General features: G+C 59.9%; 20 protein-coding genes and 1 pseudogene. 6 read left to right on the top strand and 15 right to left on the bottom strand.

The window, feature by feature from the left end; translation table 11 throughout:
- Nucleotide 1 precedes the first annotated feature (1 nt).
- From OC610_RS00260 to OC610_RS00245, 4 genes are all read right to left on the bottom strand, one after another.
- On the bottom strand, nt 2-1,654 hold the full coding sequence (locus OC610_RS00260; RefSeq protein ID WP_264425978.1) for an AMP-binding protein: 1,653 nt from the start codon (nt 1,652-1,654) through the stop codon (nt 2-4).
- The gene (locus tag OC610_RS00255; RefSeq protein ID WP_264425977.1) at nt 1,651-2,397 is read right to left on the bottom strand and encodes a nitroreductase; all 747 of its coding nucleotides are present in this window, start codon (nt 2,395-2,397) and stop codon (nt 1,651-1,653) included. Before OC610_RS00255 ends, OC610_RS00260 begins: the two co-directional genes overlap by 4 nt.
- Before the next feature lie 41 nt (nt 2,398-2,438).
- Complete coding sequence (locus tag OC610_RS00250; RefSeq protein ID WP_264425976.1) at nt 2,439-3,782, bottom strand: MFS transporter; 1,344 nt, start codon at nt 3,780-3,782, stop codon at nt 2,439-2,441.
- 285 nt (nt 3,783-4,067) lie between these two features.
- Nucleotides 4,068-5,093 (bottom strand): AraC family transcriptional regulator, encoded by a 1,026-nt coding sequence (locus OC610_RS00245; RefSeq protein WP_264425974.1) that lies wholly within the window; start codon nt 5,091-5,093, stop codon nt 4,068-4,070.
- 318 nt (nt 5,094-5,411) lie between these two features.
- Between OC610_RS00245 and OC610_RS00240 the strand changes: the two genes are divergently transcribed.
- Complete coding sequence (locus tag OC610_RS00240; protein WP_264425973.1) at nt 5,412-5,876, top strand: MaoC/PaaZ C-terminal domain-containing protein; 465 nt, start codon at nt 5,412-5,414, stop codon at nt 5,874-5,876.
- Nucleotides 5,877-5,908: 32 nt separating this feature from the next.
- Complete coding sequence (locus OC610_RS00235) at nt 5,909-6,040, top strand: hypothetical protein (RefSeq protein ID WP_264425972.1); 132 nt, start codon at nt 5,909-5,911, stop codon at nt 6,038-6,040.
- 121 nt (nt 6,041-6,161) lie between these two features.
- Here OC610_RS00235 and OC610_RS00230 read toward each other — a convergent pair whose 3' ends face one another.
- Nucleotides 6,162-6,749 (bottom strand): TetR/AcrR family transcriptional regulator, encoded by a 588-nt coding sequence (locus OC610_RS00230; RefSeq protein ID WP_264425971.1) that lies wholly within the window; start codon nt 6,747-6,749, stop codon nt 6,162-6,164.
- Nucleotides 6,750-6,876: 127 nt separating this feature from the next.
- Here OC610_RS00230 and OC610_RS00225 point away from each other — a divergent pair, with 127 nt between their 5' ends.
- Complete coding sequence (locus OC610_RS00225) at nt 6,877-7,638, top strand: SDR family NAD(P)-dependent oxidoreductase (RefSeq protein WP_264425970.1); 762 nt, start codon at nt 6,877-6,879, stop codon at nt 7,636-7,638.
- Between the two features lie 82 nt (nt 7,639-7,720).
- Nucleotides 7,721-8,380: an NADPH-dependent F420 reductase gene (locus OC610_RS00220; protein WP_264425968.1), complete on the top strand. Its 660-nt coding sequence runs from the start codon at nt 7,721-7,723 to the stop codon at nt 8,378-8,380.
- A gap of 160 nt (nt 8,381-8,540) precedes the next feature.
- Here the strand turns inward: OC610_RS00220 and OC610_RS00215 are convergent, their stop codons facing one another.
- The 4 genes from OC610_RS00215 to OC610_RS00200 form a co-directional block, all read right to left on the bottom strand.
- The gene (locus OC610_RS00215) at nt 8,541-10,910 is read right to left on the bottom strand and encodes a CehA/McbA family metallohydrolase domain-containing protein (protein WP_264425967.1); all 2,370 of its coding nucleotides are present in this window, start codon (nt 10,908-10,910) and stop codon (nt 8,541-8,543) included.
- A 61-nt stretch (nt 10,911-10,971) separates the two neighbouring features.
- Nucleotides 10,972-11,721 carry an ABC transporter permease gene (locus tag OC610_RS00210; RefSeq protein ID WP_264425966.1) on the bottom strand — a complete coding sequence of 250 codons (750 nt, stop codon included), beginning with the start codon at nt 11,719-11,721 and terminating at the stop codon, nt 10,972-10,974.
- A gap of 7 nt (nt 11,722-11,728) precedes the next feature.
- The gene (locus OC610_RS00205) at nt 11,729-12,730 is read right to left on the bottom strand and encodes an ABC transporter substrate-binding protein (protein WP_264425965.1); all 1,002 of its coding nucleotides are present in this window, start codon (nt 12,728-12,730) and stop codon (nt 11,729-11,731) included.
- Nucleotides 12,727-13,566, bottom strand: a complete 840-nt coding sequence (locus tag OC610_RS00200; RefSeq protein ID WP_053187461.1) for an ABC transporter ATP-binding protein — start codon at nt 13,564-13,566, stop codon at nt 12,727-12,729. The genes OC610_RS00205 and OC610_RS00200 overlap by 4 nt, the downstream gene beginning before the upstream one ends.
- Nucleotides 13,567-13,700: 134 nt before the next feature.
- Between OC610_RS00200 and OC610_RS00195 the strand changes: the two genes are divergently transcribed.
- Nucleotides 13,701-14,435, top strand: coding sequence for a GntR family transcriptional regulator (locus tag OC610_RS00195; RefSeq protein WP_264425963.1), 735 nt, complete (start codon nt 13,701-13,703; stop codon nt 14,433-14,435).
- 21 nt (nt 14,436-14,456) lie between these two features.
- Here the strand turns inward: OC610_RS00195 and OC610_RS00190 are convergent, their stop codons facing one another.
- The 6 genes and pseudogenes from OC610_RS00190 to OC610_RS00165 form a co-directional block, all read right to left on the bottom strand.
- Nucleotides 14,457-14,858: an ExbD/TolR family protein gene (locus OC610_RS00190; protein ID WP_046061820.1), complete on the bottom strand. Its 402-nt coding sequence runs from the start codon at nt 14,856-14,858 to the stop codon at nt 14,457-14,459.
- Nucleotide 14,859: 1 nt separating this feature from the next.
- Nucleotides 14,860-15,585, bottom strand: a complete 726-nt coding sequence (locus OC610_RS00185) for a MotA/TolQ/ExbB proton channel family protein (protein WP_264425961.1) — start codon at nt 15,583-15,585, stop codon at nt 14,860-14,862.
- Between the two features lie 84 nt (nt 15,586-15,669).
- Nucleotides 15,670-16,476 carry an energy transducer TonB gene (locus OC610_RS00180; protein ID WP_264425959.1) on the bottom strand — a complete coding sequence of 269 codons (807 nt, stop codon included), beginning with the start codon at nt 16,474-16,476 and terminating at the stop codon, nt 15,670-15,672.
- Nucleotides 16,477-16,522: 46 nt separating this feature from the next.
- Nucleotides 16,523-17,547 (bottom strand): annotated as a pseudogene (locus OC610_RS00175) (ABC transporter substrate-binding protein).
- A 22-nt stretch (nt 17,548-17,569) separates the two neighbouring features.
- Complete coding sequence (locus OC610_RS00170) at nt 17,570-18,382, bottom strand: ABC transporter ATP-binding protein (protein WP_264425957.1); 813 nt, start codon at nt 18,380-18,382, stop codon at nt 17,570-17,572.
- A gap of 1 nt (nt 18,383) precedes the next feature.
- Entirely contained in the window at nt 18,384-19,268 is an 885-nt protein-coding gene (locus OC610_RS00165; protein WP_264425956.1) for an ABC transporter permease, read from the bottom strand.
- A 380-nt stretch (nt 19,269-19,648) separates the two neighbouring features.
- Between OC610_RS00165 and OC610_RS00160 the strand changes: the two genes are divergently transcribed.
- Nucleotides 19,649-20,737, top strand: a complete 1,089-nt coding sequence (locus OC610_RS00160; protein WP_053184414.1) for an LLM class flavin-dependent oxidoreductase — start codon at nt 19,649-19,651, stop codon at nt 20,735-20,737.
- The last annotated feature ends 195 nt before the right edge of the window (nt 20,738-20,932 follow it).

Here is a 20,932-nt window from a genome sequence, read left to right as displayed (position 1 = left end):
CCTAGCCATTCGAAGCCAGACGGACAATTGCATCGCGACTACCTGCCTGCTCTCGAAGTAAAAACTTTTGGATTTTTCCGGTTGCGGTTTTCGGCAACTCCGTGAAGACCACTCTGCGCGGACATTTGAATCGGGCCAGACGCGCCTGGCAGAACATCATTATTTCTGCTTCGGTGGGAGGCTCGACACCCGTCTTCAGCTCGACAAACGCGCACGGTACTTCTCCCCATTTGTCATCAGGCTGAGCGACCACCGCGGCGTATAGAACTGCCGGGTGACAGTGGAGGGCCTCCTCGATCTCTACAGACGAAATATTTTCCCCCCCGGAGATAATCACGTCTTTGCAACGGTCGGTAATCTGGACGTAGCCGTCAGGATGCACGACGGCGACATCCCCCGTATGAAACCAACCGCCTTCGAATGCTTTTCGGGTTGCACTGTCATTCTTCAGATAACCCATCATTACGGTGTTGCCCCTGAGCAGCAGCTCACCCGTTGTCTGGCCCTCTTTTGCTATTGGCTGCATCGTATCGGTGTCAGCCACCATCAAACTTTCGAAGGCCGCTGCACGAGCCCCCTGGCGGACTCGCTTAGCGCCTTGCTCTTCTGGCGTCAATTCGTCCCAGCCGTCTTGCCAGACGCAGCTGATCGGCGTGCCTGACACTTCAGTAATGCCGTAGACATGGTCGACATCGAAGCCTCGCGAAACCACCGCATTGAGTACGCTGGCCGGAGGTGGGGAACCGGCGGTCAGCACTCGAACCGGCGTCTTGAGCGCGGGACGATCTTCGGCGTTGGCAATCATGGCCATGACAATCGGCGCCGCACAGAAGTGATCGATACCCTGGTTATCGATCGCATCAAACACCGTCTCTGCGCACACTTTTCTCAGGCAGACGTGCGTGCCGGCTGCCGCCGTGATCGCCCAGGTAAAACACCATCCGTTGGCGTGGAACATCGGCAATGTCCACAGGTAACGAGGCGCTCGCGTGAGCGGCCAGTTGGTCATCTGCAGCAGACTCATCAGGTAGGTGCCACGATGGCTCGCGACCACGCCCTTGGGATCACCGGTTGTACCGGAGGTGTAGTTGAGTGCGATCGGCTGCCATTCGTCATCCGGCCATACACCTTCGAAATCAGGGCTGCCGCTGCGGATGAAGGTTTCGTAGTCAATATCCCCGACATTCGCGCAAAGTGGCGCCAGGTGATCATTGATATCAATCACCATCGGCCGATGTTCGAGGAGCGCGAGTGCGGCATCCGCCAGCGCAGCAAACTCTCGATCCACCAGGAGCAACTTGCATTCGCCATGACGCAGTATGAATGCCACACCTTGGGCATCCAGCCGGTAATTGACCGCATTGAGTACCGCGCCGCTGAGGGGGACCCCGAAATGCGCTTCGAGCATGGCAGGCGTATTAGGAGACAGAATTGAAACGGTGTCCCCTGCTCCCAGGCCTTTTTCGCAAAGTGCCGAGGCTAGTCGATAGCAGCGTTCGCGGGTTTCACGCCAGGTTCGTTGCAGTTCGCCATGCACCACCGCTATCCGATCCGGGTGCACGAGGGCAGCCCGATCCAGAAAACCAAGTGGCGTCAAGGGCAGGTAGTTGGCCTTGCAGCGATCGAGTCCACTCTCATAAGCACCAGGGGTCATGATGTTGTTTCCTTATTATTGTGATGAAAAGTGCAGAACGCGCTCACCGGCTCCCGATCAGTGACCAAGGTGTTCTCGATGCTGCTCTCGTCGGCGTATCCGAGGCTCATTCCGCAAACCAGCATTTGGTCCGAGGGGATCGCAAGGGCCTGCGAAATGACTTGGTGATATTTCAAAAAAGCGGCTTGTGGACAGGTGTGCAAATGCCTTCCACGCGCCGCCACCATCACGGCCTGTAGAAACATTCCGTAGTCAAGAAGGCTGCCCTCCTTCAACACTCGATCCATGGTGAAGATCAGGCCGACGGGGGCATCGAAGAACTGGTAATTGCGGCCGTGTTGCGCATGCATCCGCTGCTTGTCTCCCTTTGCAATGCCCAGCAGCCCATAGAGTTCCCACCCGACTTGCCTTCTGCGATCCACATAGGGTGAAGTCCACTCGCGCGGGTAATAGTCATAGGCATCTTCAAGGTCGTCGCTCAGTGATGGATCGTTGTCAATTTCCGCGATGGCGCATGAAAGACGAGCCTTTGCTTCTCCGGTGACGACATGCACGCGCCAAGGCTGCATGTTCACCCCCGTCGCGCAGAACCGAGCGATATCAAGGATCGCTTCAATGTCTTCGCGCGGTACGGGAGTGGGCAAGAAAGCCCGAATACTGCGCCGCGAAGCGATCGCCCAATCAACCGTTTGACCAAGCAGATCAGGCGGTATGGGCGGTTTGGACAAGCGATTCATTTTCATGCGTTCAATTCCACGGATTCAGCTACAGGCGGGTGCATCCATCAGTTCGACAGGGCCGGGGATTTTCTGACTTGAGTAGAGTCGGCACGTGACTGATTGATCAGGGTCACGGCGACAGCGCCAATGAGGCCCGCCAGGCTGATGGCCATGAAGTTTTTCTCGAGTGCAAGGTTCAACGACACCAGCCAGCCAATCAGGACAGGGGCGACGATTGCGCCTATTCGTCCCACACCAGACGCGAAACCCACGCCGGTTGAACGAATCGACGACGGGTAGAAATCTCCGGCGTACGCATACGCCAGCAATTGAGTTCCCAGGGTCGATGCGCCGACGATGAACACCACTGGAAACAGCAACGAGGTTGAACGCGTATAACCCAACAGGGTGAGCGCAATCGCACCGACGATGTAGAAGCAGACCAATACGTGCTTGATGTTCAGCTTGTCGCTCAACCACCCTCCGCCTATTGCACCGGCAATGGCTCCCACGTTGAAAACAATCACGAAGTTCAACGCAGAACCCAGGCTGAACCCCGCCATCGCCATCAGCTTGGTTAGCCAGGAATTGAGGGCGTAGACCATGAACAAGCCCGTCACGAACGCAGCCCAAATCATCAAAGTGCTGAAACCCCGCCCCTCCCTGAACAAGTTACGAACCGGTGCTTCCTGCTTATCCAGGACGGTGGCGTTCCCGGTCATCGGCGTGTTTTCGTCGATAACGAGAGCAGGGTCCAGTTTACGAGCGATCGACCGTAGTTCGTCCTGACGTCCGGTCTTGAGCAGGTAGCCGATGGACTCAGGCATGGTCTTGAGGATCAGGGGGATCAGCAGCACGGGCAGCAACGCCACATAGAACACCCACTGCCATCCGTGACTCTCGATGAGTTGCTTACCCGTCAGGGCAACCAGAATTCCGCCCACGGAGTACCCGGCGAAAACCAGGGTGACCAGGCGGGTACGCAGTTTGAGTGGCGAAAATTCACCCATCTGAGCGGTGCAGATGGGCAGTACACCACCGATGCCAAGGCCGGCGATGAAGCGAGCAACGCTGAAGCTGATCGGGTCACTGGTGAGGCCTGCCGCCGCCGTGAAAACACTGAACAAGGCCACGCAGATGGCGATCATCCTGGGCCGCCCGATACGATCGGCCAGCGTGCCAAGAAAAATTGCGCCCAGCATCGTTCCGAAGAGCGCAGAGCCTGCCATGACGCCGGCGCTGGTTGGATCGATGTTCATGTCCTTCATGATCGCCGGGAGGGCTGCACCGACGACGGCGAGGTCATAGCCATCGATGATCAGGATGAGCACACACCAGAACAGGATGAGCCCATGGAAGCGGTTGAACTTCGATTCAACCGCGAGCGTATAGACGTTTACCGGCTGCATATCGCGTCTCCTTCGATCTTGTTTTTGTTTGTGAAGTGCGAAGATTTTGCTGGCTCGCTCGATAGGCGATGCCAGGGCTACCTGCAGCGCATCGTAGGAGTTGCCTTTGCGGCGGCCTATGCCCGACGACATCGTTGTGCGTGACCGTTTTGGACACCCATGGCTTGCCAGCCACGATCGGGATGATCCTGGTCCATTGAGGTTTGGGGGGATGAAGCGAGTGGCAGATCACAGCAGGCAATCTGGTGGGGAAGCAGCGCTTTTGTATAACCGCAAGAAAGGCTTTTAAATATCGCCCGATTCGTCAGCATTGGAGCGGCGGTAAGCGCCGGGACTCACCCCCGTCCACTTTTTGAATGCTCGATGAAACGCACTGCTTTCCTGGAAACCCGTGAGGGCAGCGACTTCGGTCACGGTCATATTCGGTTGGCACAGCAGATTGATCGCCATGTCACGGCGCAGATTGTCTTTCAAACGCTGATAACTGACCCCCTCGGCCTGGAGCCTTCGCTGGAGCGTCGAATAAGACATGCACAGCGTGTTCGCCATCTTGTCCAACTCTGGCCATTCCTCCGGATCGAGGCCTCTCAATCTGAGGCGGATCTGGGCGCTGATGCTGTCCTCGTTACGATATTTCACCAGCAGACTGGCAGGCGACTCTTTCAAGAATGTCGATAGGCTGGCTTTGTTTTGCGCGACCTTGAGGCTTAAAAAACTGCGCTCGAAACGAATCATCGTCACTGGCGCACCAAACTGAATGTCTTCACAAAAGCGCATCCGATAGTCGCTATCGTCGAGCGGTCGATTCGGCCTGAAGCAGAGCTCTTTTATGGGAATGCGTCTGTTACCCAGCCAGCAGAGCAGTCCATGGACCAGGATCAGCCATGTTCCATAGCTGAAGAGACGGCGCTCAATGCCTTTGTCATGGATAACGACAACGGCGCAGTCGCCATCAAAACTCAGCTCACCGTGGATATCGTCCAATACGAGACGCAGGAATTTAAGGATCCGTCGCAGCGCTTGCTCTAACGACTCGCAGTCAATCGAGGATTGGCACATCAATCGAAAGCTGCCCCGTCGCATGGGATGGCTATCGATTGCGAAAAACTCGTCGTCGAGCAGATCCGAGAGCGCGACCCACAAGCGAGAAAATGCCGCAGCCGAAACCCTGGCTTGGGGGGAAGTGAGAAGTACCGGGTCAATGCGTGCTTGCTGCAGTGCGACGGAGGTGTCCAGCTGGCGCCGCAATGCGCCCTCGAGGGCCTCATGCACCAATCCAATTGAAGTCGTTCCCTTGTCCTGGATGAGCACGCTTATTCCTCTCTGCCGGTGGTTGACTGCTGACCTTCGAATCTTTTCGGCAGGTCCCGCCTGGGGCAACCTGGCGAGCCTGGCTCTCTGCCTAAGTTCCGATTTCCCGGCATGACCTGTCAACCCGACCCATTTTTTGTCATCGACAAGCGCATATGGCCCTCCTCCCAGCCTTCTGATGCCTGGCCTCGATGGATGTCCAAAACACTCAACCACGCTGAGGTGCTTGAGCATTGTCGAGGCCACTGACCACCGACACTATCAATTCAACAATCTTCGGTGACGTTGAGTCTGACGCGACAGAATCCAGGAGTTACCGTGACAGAGAAAGAGCTGTACTGGGAAGACTTCACGCTAGGTAGCCGTTGGAGGGCCAAGCAATCTGCGCCTATTACAACGCAAGCGATCATTGCCTTTGCTGCAGAGTACGATCCTCTCGATATTCATCTGGATCCTGACCTTGCCCGTTCGAGTCCGCTTGGGGTGCATTGTGCCAGCGGGGTGCAAACCTTCGGTATCTCGCAGCGGTTGATGTGCGATGCCTTGCTGCTCCAAACCAATGTGGTGGCGGGTGGCAAGATTGATGGTTTCAGGATGGTGGCTCCAGTGGTGGCTGGAGACACGCTCAAGCTATCCGTCCAAGTCGTTCGGTCATTTATCCACGCGTCAAATCGTGAACGAGGCTGGGTCGTGTTTAAAGTCGATGTCACTACGAACGTCGAAAAAACCGTCCTTGTTTACGAGGTGACAGTATTGATAATGCGCAGGGGCGACCGTGATTGAGATGGGCCGGAAGATTTAACGAAAACCGAATGATGTCCGGGCCTCGAACGGGCTCCTACCCAGGCGACCGTGTGGGGATGCTGCAAACCTCGCTCGCCGACGTGACGGCGTGGATCAAGGAAAGATTCGCCGGCAAGGCCGTCACCGGGACCTGCACCCACTGACGCCTCTCTGCAACCTGGGACGAAGTGCTGTGCGATCATCCTCGCAGTGGGCAGCAATGCCGAGCTTGAGCACCTCGCTGAAGAGTTGCTCAGCGAATCACCACCTCTGGCTCATATCGCCCTACTGATCCGAGGGCCAACTCGACATCGCCTGATCGACCACCATCTCCAGCATTCCCCGGTCAAAACCTGCCTTGGCCTGCACCGCCATGCCATGAAGCACGGCGCATACGTAAGCGGCGAGTACCGAACAATTGGCAGTTGCGGGCAAATCCCCCTCCCGTTGTGCACGTTCAAGGCGTTCCCGTAGCGCAGCCTCGCCAGCGGCGCGAGCGTCTATAAGCGCTTGCCGAATCGGCTCCGCATCATCTGATCCGGCAAGTGCCCCGTGGATTCCCAGGCATCCAGTGTGTTCTGGATAACGGGTATTCAACTCGACGGCGCTACGCAGAATGTGCAGCGCCACCTGGCGCGACGTTGGCAGCTCCAGCGCAGCAGGAAAGAACGAGAGGTGATGATCGTAGTAACGCTCGAGCGCCCGCAAGAAGAGCGTTTCCTTGTTGCCGAAAGCCGAATAAAGGGCTGGACGCTCGACCCCTGTCGCCTGCGTCAAATCGGTATATGACGCGCCTTCATAGCCCTTGCGCCAAAACACGGCAAGCGCCGCGTCCAGCGCCTGATTTACGTCGAACTCCCGACGGCGTCCCATTACGTAGTCTCCTGTTATTTCATAACGACCGATATTAAATATCTTGACGCACCAAGTCCAAGATAATAACGTCCGTTACGGTAATGGCCATTACGCAATTTTCCCCCTTCATATCACGAGGTTTCAAATGCAAAAGCCATTGTTGGGTCAGGTTGCACTGGTAACGGGTGGGTCTCGCGGCCTTGGCGCCGTCACAGCGCAAGCCCTTGCCGACCAGGGTGCGGACGTTGCGATCAGTTACGTGGCATCGGCCGAAAAAGCGGAGGCCGTCGTCGCGAAGTTAAAGGCCAAGGGCGTTCGTGCTCTGGCAATCAAGAGTGACCAAGCTGATATGTCCGCTGCGAAGCCGCTGATCGACGAGGTGGTCGCCTACTTCGGCAAGCTCAACATTCTCGTCAACAACGCAGCTATCGCCGTGCAGGGCCAGACGGTTGACGATCCCAATCTGGATGTTGAAAACCTCGACCGGCAATGGCAGACCAACGTCATGGGGCCGGTGAGCGTTACGCGCGCCGCAGCGCCTGTTCTGTCGAATGGCGGTCGTATCGTCTTCATCGGCTCGTTGTTGGGTACCCATGTCCCCTTTCAAGGAGCAGCTGATTATGCAGGTTCCAAAGCTGCCCTCATTGGCTATGCCAAAGGCCTGGCGCGCGACCTGGGCAGTCGCAATATCACGGTGAACGTCGTCCAACCCGGCGTCATGCCCACCGACATGGCTTCGCAAGTGCTAGGCGATGACGGAGCGCCCGACGCACTGCTCGACCTGCACCCGATCCGCCGCATCGCTACGCTGGAAGAGGTGTCAGCCCTTATCGGCTTCCTTGCGGGGCCCAACGGCGGTTACATGACTGGCGGCGTACACGATGTAGCGGGCGGATTAAGCATCTAACTCGAACCCATCCTGGAGCTCCAGATAACCCTGCAGGACAGCGGTTCTCTTTCGCCGCTGTCTTCACATGTGGATTGAGTATATGACTACCATTGGCATCATCGGCGCCGGCGAAGTCGGCAGCCAGATTGCACGCGCCGCCATCGCGAGCGGCTACCGCGTTGTCATCTCCAACTCTCGTGGCCCCGAAACGCTCAAGGGCCTGGTCGACGAACTGGGCCCCTTCGCGCGCGCCGCTACGGCCCGCGAAGCAGCCGCCCAAGGCGACTTGATCGTCATTGCGGTACCGCTGAAATTGGAAAACGATATGCCCGCGACAGAGCTTGCCGGCAAAGTCGTAATCGACACCAATAACTACATGATCTGGCGCGACGGCCACTATCCGATGATCGATTCGGGCGAGAAGACGGCTCACGAGCTGCGTCAGGAACAGCTTCCAGCCTCCAGGGTGGTCAAGGCTTTCACGCATATTCAGGCTGCTCGCATAACGCGCTGGAATCGCGCCAAGGGTTCACCGGAGCGTCTTGCCCTAGCGCTATCCAGTGATTTTCCAGAGGCTGTGGAGTGGGTGGCGCAGCTATATGATCAGTTTGGTTTCGACGCCGTTGACCACAGCCCTCTGAGCGAGTCCTGGCGTAATGCGCCCGGTCAACCAGCGTGGCGGCAAGAGCGGCAGACCCAGGCCGAACTGACAGCCAATCTCGCCAAGGCAATCCCTGCGCTGACTACCAATGGCGGTTGACCTCAGCCTCAATGCCTTTTCGTGCTAATCAGGGCTCGCCAAAGGCGCAGAAAGGCAAGGTGGGGGCGAACCCGGCTACCGTCCCCCATCTCGACATGTCCGCTTTCGGCCCGGGCCGTGTGAAAAAACCACTCCAATCCAGTTGCGCATGTGCTGGCAACTACACCTTGAGAAACAACGCAGACGTCCAGACCCGTGACTGGTCGCGCTGGCGAGCGCAGATGAACAATGGATGTTCACGCCCAGGTTCGAGTCCCAGCCCGGCCAGTTCGATCTTGCCTTGCAACTCACGGGGCAACGGTGCAGCGGTCATCCGTTCCAGGGACATCTTCAACTCCGCGCCAGGCAACGCTTCGACCACTTCCGATTGCGCCAGCAGTTCATCGCCGGACAACTCCATCAGCACCGTCGGCGCGTGCACATAAGGTTGCGGCTCAGACGGGTCGCCCACCTTGACGTAATTGTCGATGCGGCTGTGGATTTGCAGCGTAGCGCCGGTCAGTTGCGACAGGTCGATTTCGATGCTGTCGGTATCGCCATTGGTGTCGGTGCGAAACGCCAGGACCGTCGCATCCTTGCGCCATACGGTCTGCTCGGGATGATCGAGGCCCAAGGCGCGAAAGCCATTGATGACCGCGCCGGTGATGCGGATCTCGCCGGCCCAGTAGGCGCCGCGATAGCGATCCTTGATGCGTGCCCCTCCCAGGCGCAAGCGAATGCGTTGTGCGCTGTAGCCCAGTTCTCGATGCAGGTTGCGTGACCAGATCAGCTTGTCCCCATCGAACAGATCGACCTGCTCCCAACCCTCCTCCCCCAACAGTCGATAATCCAGCGTGGCGCTCGAATCGGCAGTGAAGACTTCACCCATGAAATGCTTGCCCTGGCGCAGGCTGGCGAAAGAACGCTCCCCGGTCGTGGCGAAGGTACGGCGAGCGCGCAAGGCCTTGCCGACACTGGCGCGGTCGAACGCCTCGGCGACCACGCCGGTCAGCCCGCCACGGGAGCCGAACACCGCCGTGGCCGGAACGCCGCCCCCGCAGCGGCCCTGGTGCTCATCGCTGTTCGCGGCGGCGCCGACCCGATAGCCACGCTGCAACGCCTCGGCGTAGACCCAATGGAACTGGCCCCAGGCCGAGCCGACCTCGATCAGCCGCTCGAGCTCCGGGTGATGCCAGTCCAGGTTGCAACGGCGTCCGCCAACGTGGGGCATCATCAGATGGCCTTCGGGGTCCTTGGCATAGGCCGCGTACAACTCGTCCACCGGCCAGGCGCCGGGCTTGATGGTGCCGGCGGTGAACTCGTTCCATTCGAAGGAGCGCACCAGCCTCCCTTGATTGTCGAAAGGGAACTCGGGCTTGCGGTCATGCAAGAAGACGACGTTGCGGTCGCCGCCCGCACAGGAATTACCGCACCATTCGGTGCCGGGATAACACACGAATCGGCCTGGCTCATTGAGTTCATGGATCAGCTTGACCGCCTGGTCCCAGCGCTGCTCGGTGATGTTGAAGTCGTTGGCGGTGTAGCCGAGGACGTCGAGCCCGGCGACATCGCGGCCGTAGCTGAGGTTGTACAGGGTGTCGTTGGTGCCCACCGTGTCATCGGAGTGCACATGCAGGTCGGCGTAGAGCGGGCGCAACGCCGTGCCGGCCGGGTCAACGGTGACGAAGGCCTGGGCTCCATCGATAAAAGGTGCTTGCACCTCGGCGGACAAACGCCACTCGCCCACCGCGCCAAGATCAAGCCCCTCGAGCCGGGCTATCGCCCAACCTTCGCGCGCCAGCGTGAACGACTGTTGACGCTCGCCGCCCTCTGGGTCAACCAAGGTCAAGACCCCCTCCAGCGGCAAGTTTCGGCAGGTGTTGCCCCAGGCATCGTCCACCCGCAACAACACATCGAACGCCTCACCGGCACTGACCAGTCGCGGCACGATCACCTGCACGCGCTGCGCCGGCCCCGGCACGATGTCCAACAGGGGATCGCCCGGCACCTCGGCAAATTTCGAGCTGCCCAACGGGTCGATGAACAAACGGAAACGGAAGTCCTTCTCGACGAAACTCTGCACCCGCGTCCCCGCCCCGCCCTGGCGTCGGTCGCCCAGGCGAATGATGACCTTATCGCCCGGGTTCAGGTAACCGTCGATGATGTCGATGATGATCGCTTTCTGGAATGGCCGTTCGTGACCCTTCTGGTCGAAGCGCACCTTCAAATGCTGCACCGTGGCCTGGCTCTGTCCGGGGACCAACTCACCGGCCTGGTATTCGGCGCTGACGTAATTGGGACCGGCCGGGTTCGAGGTCTGGAACAAGGCCCAGTCGGAATAGAACTTGAAGGCCAGCTTAAGCCACGCACCGTCGGCCAGGCCACTGCCACCGACCTCGTAAACCAGGGTGATTTCATCCCACTGCCCGGCGACCAGCGTATCGCGGTCGCAGTGAATGCTGCCCAGGAACGGACGTTTCTTGTTGCGCTCGTACAGGCCTTGCGGGGCAATGTAGTGCCCGGCTTCGCGGGGATCGAAAACGTTACTCACATGACACCTCGTGCAGTGGTCCACTGAAAGGTTAAGGGGAAGCGAAAGCAACGGATGGCGCTTATTGCACCCGCCATTTCTGGTAATGACGTTCGATGCGCCGGAACACGAAGCTTTCCATGAGCCAGGCAATCAGGCCGATCACGACGATGCCCAGCAGCACCTGGCTGCTGTTGCCAATCTGCCCGCCCGTGGCGACCATCCAGCCGATGCCCTGGGATGCCCCGATCATTTCCGCCGCAACCAGCGCCCGCCAACCCTGGCTGAAGCCGATACGCAAGGCTGCCGTCACGAACGGCAACGAGGCCGGCAGATAGACATGGGCCAACAGCTGCCAGGGGCTGGCGCCCAAGGTGCGTGCCGCGCGGACTTCACCGCCGCGGATACTCTGCACGCCCTCCTGGATCGTCACCGCCATGGGAAACACCGCAGCAATGAAAATCACCAGCACGATGGAGACATAACCCAGGCCGAAAATGATCATGATCAGCGGCGCCCAGGCAATCGGCGGGATGGCCATGAACAGGCTGTTGAGCGGCGAGATGAAATCGCGAAAACGCGCGGACAGGCCCGCGGCCGTGCCCAGCAGGAGCGCAACGATCACCGCGGCGCAAAAACCACCCAGTTCCTCCAGCACGCTGGCCTGCAGGTGCTGCCATAGCGAACGGTCACCCAGCCAGCGCAGCGCCTCACGGGCAACGTCCCAGGGCTGCGGCAGGATGTAGGTGGGAAAGCGGCTCGCCAGGGCGATCCAGATCAGCAACAGGAAGGGCAGCGACGCCCATCCCCAATTCGGTTTTGGCAAGGACATGACGGACTCAGTGCGCGGATTTTTCCAGGTAGGAGGTATCCACGATCTGTTCGGTCTTGAGCGTGGTATCGATAAAGCCCAGGTCGTGGGAGTAATCCATCAGGCGCTGGATGAACTGAAGGTCCGACGCCTGCAAGTCGGCCGACCAGCCCAGCCGGGTCCGGGCCTGGGCGACAATGGCCTCAGGTGCGATGGTCTTGCCGTCAGCCCCCTGCACCGCTTCGAGCTTGAAAGCCTCGGCGATGAGCCGGTTTGATTCGGCGGGGTGCTCATTGAGGAAGGCGATGGCCTTGCGATGGGCGCGTAGCAGCTTCACCACGTCATCCGGGCGCTCTTGCAAGGTTTTCGGCAAGGCGATCACCACGTACCACGGGTATTGGGGCAGCGCCTGGTTGACGTCCAGCAGGATCCGGCTCGAACCGCGCAATACCGACTGGCTGACAAAAGGCTCCCAGGAGAAGGCTGCGTCGACGATGCCGCGCTCAAGGGCGGCGTTCATGTTGCCCGGCGGCATGTCGATGATGTCCAGGTCCCTGTCGGGATCGAGCCCGGCCTTTTCCTTCAGGACGTAACCGCGCAGCAGCACATCCATGCCACTGCCCTTCTTGACCCCGGCGAGTTTTTTCCCTTTGAGGGCTTCCAGTTGGGTAATCGGACTCTTGGCGTCGACAATCACCGCAGCCTGGCCGTAATTGACCTTCGCCAGGATCCGGCTTTGCAGCCCACGGGAAAACCACTGGTACACCGGCGGCGTGCCGACATAGGCCACGTCCAGCTCTCCGGCGGCCAGCGCCTGCTGGATCACCGGGCCGTCGCCCAGCGCCCTGAGGTCGACCTTCAAGCCTTCCTCGCGGTAGTAACCCTGCTTGTCCGCGATCAGCGCCGGGGCGTTGGCCATGGCGAAGACATAGCCCACGCGCAAGGGTTTCTCCTCGCCCGCCACGGCGAATGCGCTACCCGCCAACGTGGCGGCAGACAAGGTCAGGGCAAGCAGCGAACGTTTGATCATGCTGTCAGCTCAAGTCGAGGGGTGGGGTAAACGGTGGCGTCGCCCGCGTCCATCACCTGGGCGATACGCGTCATCAGCTCATTGCGGTAATCGAGGAACGCCGGCAGGCGGCGGGTCTTCAGGTTGGTTCGGGGGCGCGGCAGCTGGATCTCCAGTTCGCTGTGAATCCCTCCTGGGGCAATGTTCAGTACGATGACCCGATCGGCCAGGAACACCGCTTCGTCGATGTCGTGGGTGATGAACAAAACCGTCTGGCCCAGTTCGGCCCAGATGCGCAAGGTCTCTTCGTTCATGCTGTTGCGGCTGATGGCATCGAGCGCGGCGAACGGCTCGTCCATCAGCAATACGCTGGGCTCCAGTGCCAGAGTCCTGGCCAGGGAGACACGCTGCTGCATGCCACCGGAAAGCTGGTGCGGCAACCGATGCGCCGCATTCTCCAGGCCGACCAGGCGCAGGTACTGCAAGGCCTGTGCGCGCTGCTGCGATTCGTCGATCCGGGCGCTCATCCGCAGACCGAAGCGGACGTTTTCCAACGCGCTCAGCCAGGGAAACAATTGCGGTGCCTGGAACACGTAACCCAACTCCGAACGCTCCGGGCGCACCGCTGTCTGGTTGATGGTGATGCGGCCACTTTGCGGTTGCACGAAACCTGACAACAGGTTCAGCAAGGTGGTTTTCCCGCAGCCGGATGGTCCAAGGATCGCGATGAACTCGCCGGGCCTGGCGTTCAGGCTAAATGAGGAAAACACGCGGTGCCCATTGGGATAGCGGAAGCTGACGTCATCGACCGTCAGGGCATCGGCTTGCGGCTGGGTATGAGGAGAAGTCTTGGGCATGGCAAGTGTCGTCAGGTCGTTTACAATGGCAATGCCTGACATAATACGTATTAATACAAGTCGTCCCAATAACCTATTTTTATAACCTTAGAAGTGAAGGCGCGCAGCCCCACTCAAGGCCATGGAAGCTGACAGTGTCCACCTCCATTTTTCGCGACAGCAGCACCTCGCTCTACGAACAGATCGCCCATCAACTGCTGGAGGAAATCCAGCGCGGCGACTACGAACCCAGCGGCAAGCTACCGTCCGAGGCACAGTTGGGCGAGCGGTTCGGGGTGAGCCGCGTCACGGTGCGCCTGGCGGTGGGCAAGCTCAGCGACGACGGAGTGGTGGAACGCAAGCAAGGCAAAGGCACCTTCGTCGCCGCCAAGCAGGTACGCCACGGCCTGGATGCGTTGCGCAGCTTTCATGAAGCGCTATTGCTGCAGGGACTGCAACCGAGCATGCGAGTGCTTAGCCATGCCCTGCAACCCGTTCCAGAAGCCATGCATGGTTTGTTTGAAGCAGCAGACGATTGCCTGCTGCTGGAGCGACTGCATTTCGTCGATGACGAACCCATCGCCCTGGGACGCAGCCACCTCCCTGCGGTATTGGCCGACGTGGCCTGGAGTGAAGTCGAACACCAACCGATCTATTCCATCCTTGAGTCAATCACCGGCCTCGCGGTGATCCGCGCCGACTTGGCGATCCGCGCCCAGGAGGCCGACAAAGGCCTGGCGAATGCACTGCACGTCAAACGTGGTGCCGCGCTTTTGGTGATGGAGCGCACGTCCTATTTCGCCGATGGCCGCTGTTGCGACCGCACGACGTTTTACATCCGGCCGGAACGTTATGCCTTTATTCTCAGTGGGGTTTTCAAGACAACCTGAGAATGTGCGTCACGCTCGATTCTACTTCGCCGTTATCACCGACAACTTACTGATCCCCGCCCGCTCAATAGACGCCATCGCCCGAGCCACCTCACCATAGTTCACCCCGTTGTCCGCCTGCAGCTGTACGCGGACATCCGGGTTCTTCGCCTTGGCTGCTTGCAGGTTCGACTCGAGCAAATCCGCCTGAATTTCGTCCTTGTTGATGAACACCTTGCCCTTGTCATCGATGCTCACCACCAGCGGGTCTTTCTGCTCCACGGGCGCCACCGACTCGGTTTTGGGCAAGTTGATGGGGATGGCGTTTGTCAGTAGCGGCGCGGTGACGATGAACACCACCAGCAGCACCAGCATCACGTCCACTAACGGCGTGACGTTGATTTCACTGAGCACTTCATCACTGTCTTGTGTGGAGAAGGCCATGTCAGGACGCCTCCTTGACGTGTTGCCCGGCGACGGTCGCGCCAGGCTTGTTCAACACCGGGTGCAACAACACGCGAAAGGCATTTTTTTGCGCCAGGCTGTAGAAGTCATGGGCGAAATCATCCAAGTCTGCGGCGGTCAGCTTCAGGCGGCGCAGGAAATAGTTGTAGACCAGCACCGCCGGCACCGCGACGGCGATACCGACGCCCGTGGCGGCCAGGGCAGCCCCGATCGGCCCGGCCACGGTTTCCAGGCTGGCCGAGCCCGCCGCACTGATCCCTTTCAAGGCCGACATGATGCCCCAGACGGTGCCGAACAAACCGATAAAGGGCGACGTGCTGCCAATGCTCGCCAGGATGGCCAGGCCGCTTTCCAACGAACGGCGTTCCCGCACGATCTGCTGGCGCAAGGCGCGCTCCAGGCGGTCCTGGTGGTTGATCGACTGGCTCAAATCGGTGGCTTGCTGGCCTTCTGGCACCTGGATCGCGGCGTAGCCGGCCAGTGCCACTCGGGCAGCAGCACCCGGTTGGCTTTGGGCCAGTTCGGCGGCGGAGTCGAGGCTGGAGGCGGCCCAGAAGCGTTTGTGGAATTTGCGGTCCTGGGTCTTGAGACGAATGAACTGCACGCCCTTGAGCAAGGCCAGGCCCCAAGTGGCGACGGAAAAAAGGATCAACAGCCAGATGACGGCGTGTTCGATGGATTCAAAAGGCGATGCAATCAGATTCATGGTCAGGCTCTCCAACAAGGCGCTGAGTCGGTTGTAGCGATGCGCCTTTTGTCAGGTGGCCCGCGGTCTTTCGGATACGTTGAGTTACTTGATTTTGAAGTCGATGGGCACGCTGACCCACCCGTCCACGGCGACGTCACCCTGCTTGGCCGGAACGAAGCTCCAGCGCTTGACCGCCGCCAGCGCAGCGTCGTCGAGCTGATCGCGGCCACTGCTTTTTTGCAGTTGGATCTCACCGGGCTTGCCGCTGACCAGGACATGCACCCGCAACAACACGGTGCCTTCCCAACCACGACGCATCGCCAGCGATGGATATTCCGGCGCGGGGTTCTTCAGGTAACCGGCACTGGCCGACGGCGGCGTCACCGGTTTCGGCGCGGGCGGAGCAGGCGGGGCTGCAACCGGTTGCGGCGGCGCGGGAGGTGCCGGTGGCTGCTCAACAGGCTTGGCCACCGGTTTTGGCACCGGCTTGACCACCGGCTTGGGTTTGGGAATCGGTTTGGGCGGCGCAGGTTTGACGGCCAGCTCCTCCTCGACCGGCGGCGGTGGCTCGACCACTGGCTGCACAATCGGCGCCGGCGGCGGAGGCTCCACCACCGGCGGCGCGGGTTGGGAAAACTCGATGGTCATCGGCGGGATCTCCGGCGGCACCACGGGCAATACCGGCGCGGGCGCCTGGTTGACCCAGACAATCACCGCGCCGTGCAGCACCAGAACGAAAGCCCCCAGCAAGAGTCCTTCGCGACGACTCAGAATGCGCTTGGGCGTGGTGTGCAACCGCGACAACCCCAAGGGCTCACGGAACACCCGGCCAAGATCCAGCAACTCGCCACCTGGTGGCGGTCGTCGGAATATTCCCAGGGCACGGGTGGCGCTCTGAACATTGCCCATTGATCGACTCCTGTAAATGTCCAACTCGAGCGCGCCAGAACCTGGGCTAACGCGCCGATTCCGATTGCGTCAACACCAAGGGCGTCGGGGAAAACACCTGCTCATCCGTCAGCGCCTTGACGTCGACTCGATGGGGGAAAATCTTCTTTTCCACGAACAAGTCATCGACTTGCTGCAGGGCCTGGACGTCTCTCGCTTCAATCGGGACCAGGGATTCGTCGCCCCAACCGCGCAGCGTCTGCGAGACCTCAAGGGGAATGTCGTTGACCTTGGCGAAGACCCGGGCGTACTCGTCGCGATTGTCCTGCGCCCATTCGAAAGCCTTGGCAAACCGCCCGAGGACATCGCTCAACGCCTTGCGCTTGAGCGGATCGTTCAAGACCTCATCGGACGCAGTGATGAACGTCAGCCCCGAATTGATGCCCCCCCGCTGAGCAACACCCGTGCGCCCTTCTGCTCGGCGAACGCCTGGTACACACCAAACGTCGCCCAGGCTTCGATTTTTCCGGCGTTGAACGCTGGCAAGGCATCGGTCGGCAGGACAAACCCCACCTTCACGTCGTTCTCATCGACGCCGGCATTGGCCAGTGCACGAATCAGCAGGTATTGGGAAATGCTGCCTCGGGCCGACGAGACCACGACGTTGCGGCCTTTCAGATCGGCGACGCTGCGAATCGTTGAGTCCGGCGGGACCAGAATCGCGATCCCTCGCGCTTGACCGCGCCGCGCCGCAACAATCCGAAGTGGCGTGCCTCCCGTTGCCGCCGCAAGCACCGGCGTATCACCCGCCGGCGCCAGGTCGACAGCACCGGCCCGCAAAGCTTCGAACAACGGCGCTGCACCCTGGAAGTTCGCCCATTGCACCTTGTACTCGATACCTTCCAAGGCGTTCGATGCTTCCACCACCGTGCGCAGCCCCTTGGCCTGATCGCCCAGTACCAGCGTCACGCTGGACAAGTCGGGAGCCTTGGCGGAAGTTGATTTTGTGTCGCTGCTCTCGCCACAGCCCGCCAGCAGCAACGCGGCGCCGGTCAACAGTGCAGCCGTGTTTTTCCAGGTGTACCTGGGCATGGCGGACGCCTTTGTCGACAGATTATCCATGGGCAAACCGCCGGACGCTGCCATTGGTAGCCTGAAGCGCAGCGCCGTTTGCCTGGGCCACAGCTTCCAGCGTTTCAACACCCAGCAACTTCAGCAGACGCGCACGGATTTGCTGGAAACCTTGCTGACCGGTGTCCCGCGCCCTGGGTAGATCTATCGTCAATTGTTCGGCGATCTTGCCGTTGGCCAACACGATGACCCGATCGGCCAGCAGGATCGCTTCGTCCACATCGTGGGTCACCAGCAGCACGGCGGGTGTGTGTTTGCGCCATAAATCGATGATCAGCCGATGCATGCGGATCCGGGTCAACGCATCGAGTGCGGCGAACGGTTCATCCAGCAGCAACAGCTTGGGCTCGCGCACCAGACCGCGGGCCAACGCCACCCGCTGGGCTTCGCCGCCAGACAGCGTCGCCGGGTAGGCTTCCAGCCGATGGGCCAAGCCCACCTCGGTCAATGCCTCCACCGCGCGGGTCTTGGCGTTGGGCACGCGCAGGCCGAGGATCACGTTCTTCCAAGCGCGCTTCCAGGGCATCAGCCGGGGCTCCTGGAACACCGCTGCCCGTGCCTTGGGCACTCGCAGTTGCCCACTGTCGATACTGTCAAGCCCTGCCAGGCTGCGCAGCAAGGTGGTCTTGCCCGAGCCACTGGCGCCGAGCAGCGCGACAAACTCTCCCGGGGCGATGTCCAGATCAAGGCCATCGATGACCCGCTGCTGGCCGAATTGACGCACCACGTTGCGCAATTGCACAGGCGCTACGGATTCCGTGGGTTTGGATGCATTCACCAGATCCATGCTCGACATATCAGTTCCTCACAAAAGTTGGGCGCCAGGCCAGGGCGAATCGCTCCAGCGTGCGGATCAATCCGTCGATCAACAGACCGAGGACGCTGTAGATGAGCAAGCAAATCACGATGACATCGGTGCGCATGAAATCTCGCGCATCGCTGGCCAGGTAGCCGATGCCGGCGGTGGTGTTGATCTGCTCGACGAATACCAGGGCCAGCCAGGAAATGCCCAGGGAGTAGCGCAGGCCGACGAAAAACGAGGGTAAGGAGCCCGGTAGAATCACATGCCATATGAGCTCTCGACGGCTCAGCCCCAACGTGTTGGCCGCCTCGATCAGCTTGGGGTCGATATTGCGAATGCCCGCAAACAGGTTCAGGTACACCGGGAAGGTGGTGCCGATGACAATCAGGGCGATCTTGGTGAATTCGCCTATGCCGAACCAGAGGATGAACAGCGGCACGAGGGCCAGCGAAGGGATGGTGCGCAACATCTGCATAGGCGAATCGAGGACCACCTCGCCGCGTTTCGTCAGGCCACTGATCAGCGCCGCGATCACACCGATGGTAACGCCGATACTCAACCCTACAAGCGCCCGTTGCAGCGAGACCAACAGATGCTTGCCAAGCTCACCCGAGACGATCATGGCCCAAAGCGTTCCGCCGATCTGCGACGGCGCGGCAATGACCCGCTGCGGGATCAGGCCCCAGCGCGACGCCAGTTCCCACAACAGCAGCAGCACAATCGGGCTGATCAAGCGCAGCAGCGCTTCTGGCGTGCGCCAACGACGCAACCAGTCTGGGGCCAGCCTAGATACACCCTGCGCCGTTGCGCTGAGGCCTGCGGTCTTGTCGATGAATAACGAGCTGCTGGTGCCTTGTGTCTCGAAAGTCTTGTTGCTCATCAGGCTTCCTTCCTCATAAAGAACATGGCCGGAGGCGCCATGCATCAGCTTCGCTTTCATGCTATTCGCATAAAAAAACTCAGTGAAATTCTTTTTGGGAATAACCTAATATGATTAGAAATCAGATATTGTCGTTTTCAGATAAATTATTTGCATGATATTGCATCCCAGGCAGCGTCGTTGGCGGGCTCACGAACCGCTCACCTTAAAATGCATATACCTGATAATTTCTAAGATATTTAATTAATATATTTGATACTTAACATAGAACAAATCGGCATTTCACAGGCCAACAACGCACGCCTACCTTTGTTCGTCACGAACCGACCCCTTGCCTGGTGGAGGTGAAATCACACCCGTTCAAAGAAAAGGAATCCACCATGAGTGTTGAATTTATCGGTTTCATCGGCGGCCACCACGCCTCGGAGATCCACCCTCGCAGCGGCCCAACCCTGCAACCCGATTATGTGGAGAAAGTGGCCCGGGCCCACGAAGAAGCAGGTTTCGACCGGGCGTTGGTCGCGTTTCATTCCAACAGCCCGGACAGCACGCTGATCGCTTCCCACGCTGCCAGCGTGACGAAAAAATTGAAGTTCCTCATCGCTCACCGACCCGGGTTCGTTGCGCCAACCCTGGCGGCTCGCCAGTTCGCCACGCTGGATGTGTTCAATGGCGGGCGCACCGCCGTGCACATCATCACGGGCGGCGATGATCGGGAGCTGCGTGCCGACGGTAGCTACATTGGAAAGGATGAGCGCTACGCCCGCACGGATGAATACCTGGACGTGCTGCGCCAGGAATGGACCCGGGACAAGCCCTTCGATTATCAAGGCCAGTATTACCAGTTCGAAGGCGCGCATTCGGATGTGAAATCGCCGCAGCAGCCGCATATCCCACTGTACTTCGGCGGTTCGTCGGCGGCCGCCATCGCGGTGGCGGGCAAGCATGCGGATGTCTATGCGCTGTGGGGGGAAACCTATGAGCAAGTGCGCGAGGTGGTGAACCAGGTGCGTGCCGAAGCCGCCAAGCATGGCCGCAGCATCCGCTTCAGCCTGTCGTTGCGACCGATTCTGGCCGACACCGAGGCGCATGCCTGGGAACGCGCCGAACGCATCCTGCAACAGGCGAGGACATTGGCCGAACGCAATGGATTCGTGCGCCGGGATCCACCGAACGAAGGCTCGCGACGCCTGCTGGCGGCCGCAGCCCAGGGCTCGCGCCTGGATAAGCGGCTGTGGACCGGCATCGCTGGCCTGCTGGGCGCACAGGGTAACTCGACCTCTTTGGTGGGCACCCCCGAACAAGTGGCAGAAGCGCTGCTCGACTACTACGACCTGGGCATCACCACCTTCCTGATCCGCGGCTTCGATCCGCTCGAAGACGCCATCGATTACGGCAAGCGGCTGATTCCGCTGACCCGCCAACTGATTGCCGAGCGCGAACGCCAGGCTCCTGAAAAGGTGGCTTGAAAGCGACACGCGGAATAGGTGGGAGCGAGCCTGCTCGCGATAGCGATGGACCAGCCAACATCGATACCGGCTGACCTGACGCCATCGCGAGCAAGCTCGCTCCCACAATGTTTACCCAGTTGACGGCAAAATCCACGGTCAGTACCTATCCCCTGTGGGAGCGAGCTTGCTCGCGATAGCGTCGTGTCAGCCAAC

This window comes from Pseudomonas agronomica, from assembly GCF_025917275.1.
GTDB lineage: Bacteria > Pseudomonadota > Gammaproteobacteria > Pseudomonadales > Pseudomonadaceae > Aquipseudomonas > Aquipseudomonas agronomica.
This window is presented reverse-complemented; position numbering and strand designations above follow the sequence as displayed.

What these genes read in the sequence shown, in the direction of transcription:
- OC610_RS00260 (WP_264425978.1), bottom strand. Translation starts at nt 1,654, where the DNA reads ATGACCCCTGGTGCTTATGAGAGTGGACTCGATCGCTGCAAGGCCAAC.
- OC610_RS00255 (WP_264425977.1), bottom strand. Translation starts at nt 2,397, where the DNA reads ATGAAAATGAATCGCTTGTCCAAACCGCCCATACCGCCTGATCTGCTT.
- OC610_RS00250 (WP_264425976.1), bottom strand. Translation starts at nt 3,782, where the DNA reads ATGCAGCCGGTAAACGTCTATACGCTCGCGGTTGAATCGAAGTTCAAC.
- OC610_RS00235 (WP_264425972.1), top strand. Translation starts at nt 5,909, where the DNA reads ATGTCCGGGCCTCGAACGGGCTCCTACCCAGGCGACCGTGTGGGGATG.
- OC610_RS00230 (WP_264425971.1), bottom strand. Translation starts at nt 6,749, where the DNA reads ATGGGACGCCGTCGGGAGTTCGACGTAAATCAGGCGCTGGACGCGGCG.
- OC610_RS00225 (WP_264425970.1), top strand. Translation starts at nt 6,877, where the DNA reads ATGCAAAAGCCATTGTTGGGTCAGGTTGCACTGGTAACGGGTGGGTCT.
- OC610_RS00220 (WP_264425968.1), top strand. Translation starts at nt 7,721, where the DNA reads ATGACTACCATTGGCATCATCGGCGCCGGCGAAGTCGGCAGCCAGATT.
- OC610_RS00210 (WP_264425966.1), bottom strand. Translation starts at nt 11,721, where the DNA reads ATGTCCTTGCCAAAACCGAATTGGGGATGGGCGTCGCTGCCCTTCCTG.
- OC610_RS00205 (WP_264425965.1), bottom strand. Translation starts at nt 12,730, where the DNA reads ATGATCAAACGTTCGCTGCTTGCCCTGACCTTGTCTGCCGCCACGTTG.
- OC610_RS00200 (WP_053187461.1), bottom strand. Translation starts at nt 13,566, where the DNA reads ATGCCCAAGACTTCTCCTCATACCCAGCCGCAAGCCGATGCCCTGACG.
- OC610_RS00190 (WP_046061820.1), bottom strand. Translation starts at nt 14,858, where the DNA reads ATGGCCTTCTCCACACAAGACAGTGATGAAGTGCTCAGTGAAATCAAC.
- OC610_RS00185 (WP_264425961.1), bottom strand. Translation starts at nt 15,585, where the DNA reads ATGAATCTGATTGCATCGCCTTTTGAATCCATCGAACACGCCGTCATC.
- OC610_RS00180 (WP_264425959.1), bottom strand. Translation starts at nt 16,476, where the DNA reads ATGGGCAATGTTCAGAGCGCCACCCGTGCCCTGGGAATATTCCGACGA.
- OC610_RS00170 (WP_264425957.1), bottom strand. Translation starts at nt 18,382, where the DNA reads ATGTCGAGCATGGATCTGGTGAATGCATCCAAACCCACGGAATCCGTA.
- OC610_RS00165 (WP_264425956.1), bottom strand. Translation starts at nt 19,268, where the DNA reads ATGAGCAACAAGACTTTCGAGACACAAGGCACCAGCAGCTCGTTATTC.
- OC610_RS00160 (WP_053184414.1), top strand. Translation starts at nt 19,649, where the DNA reads ATGAGTGTTGAATTTATCGGTTTCATCGGCGGCCACCACGCCTCGGAG.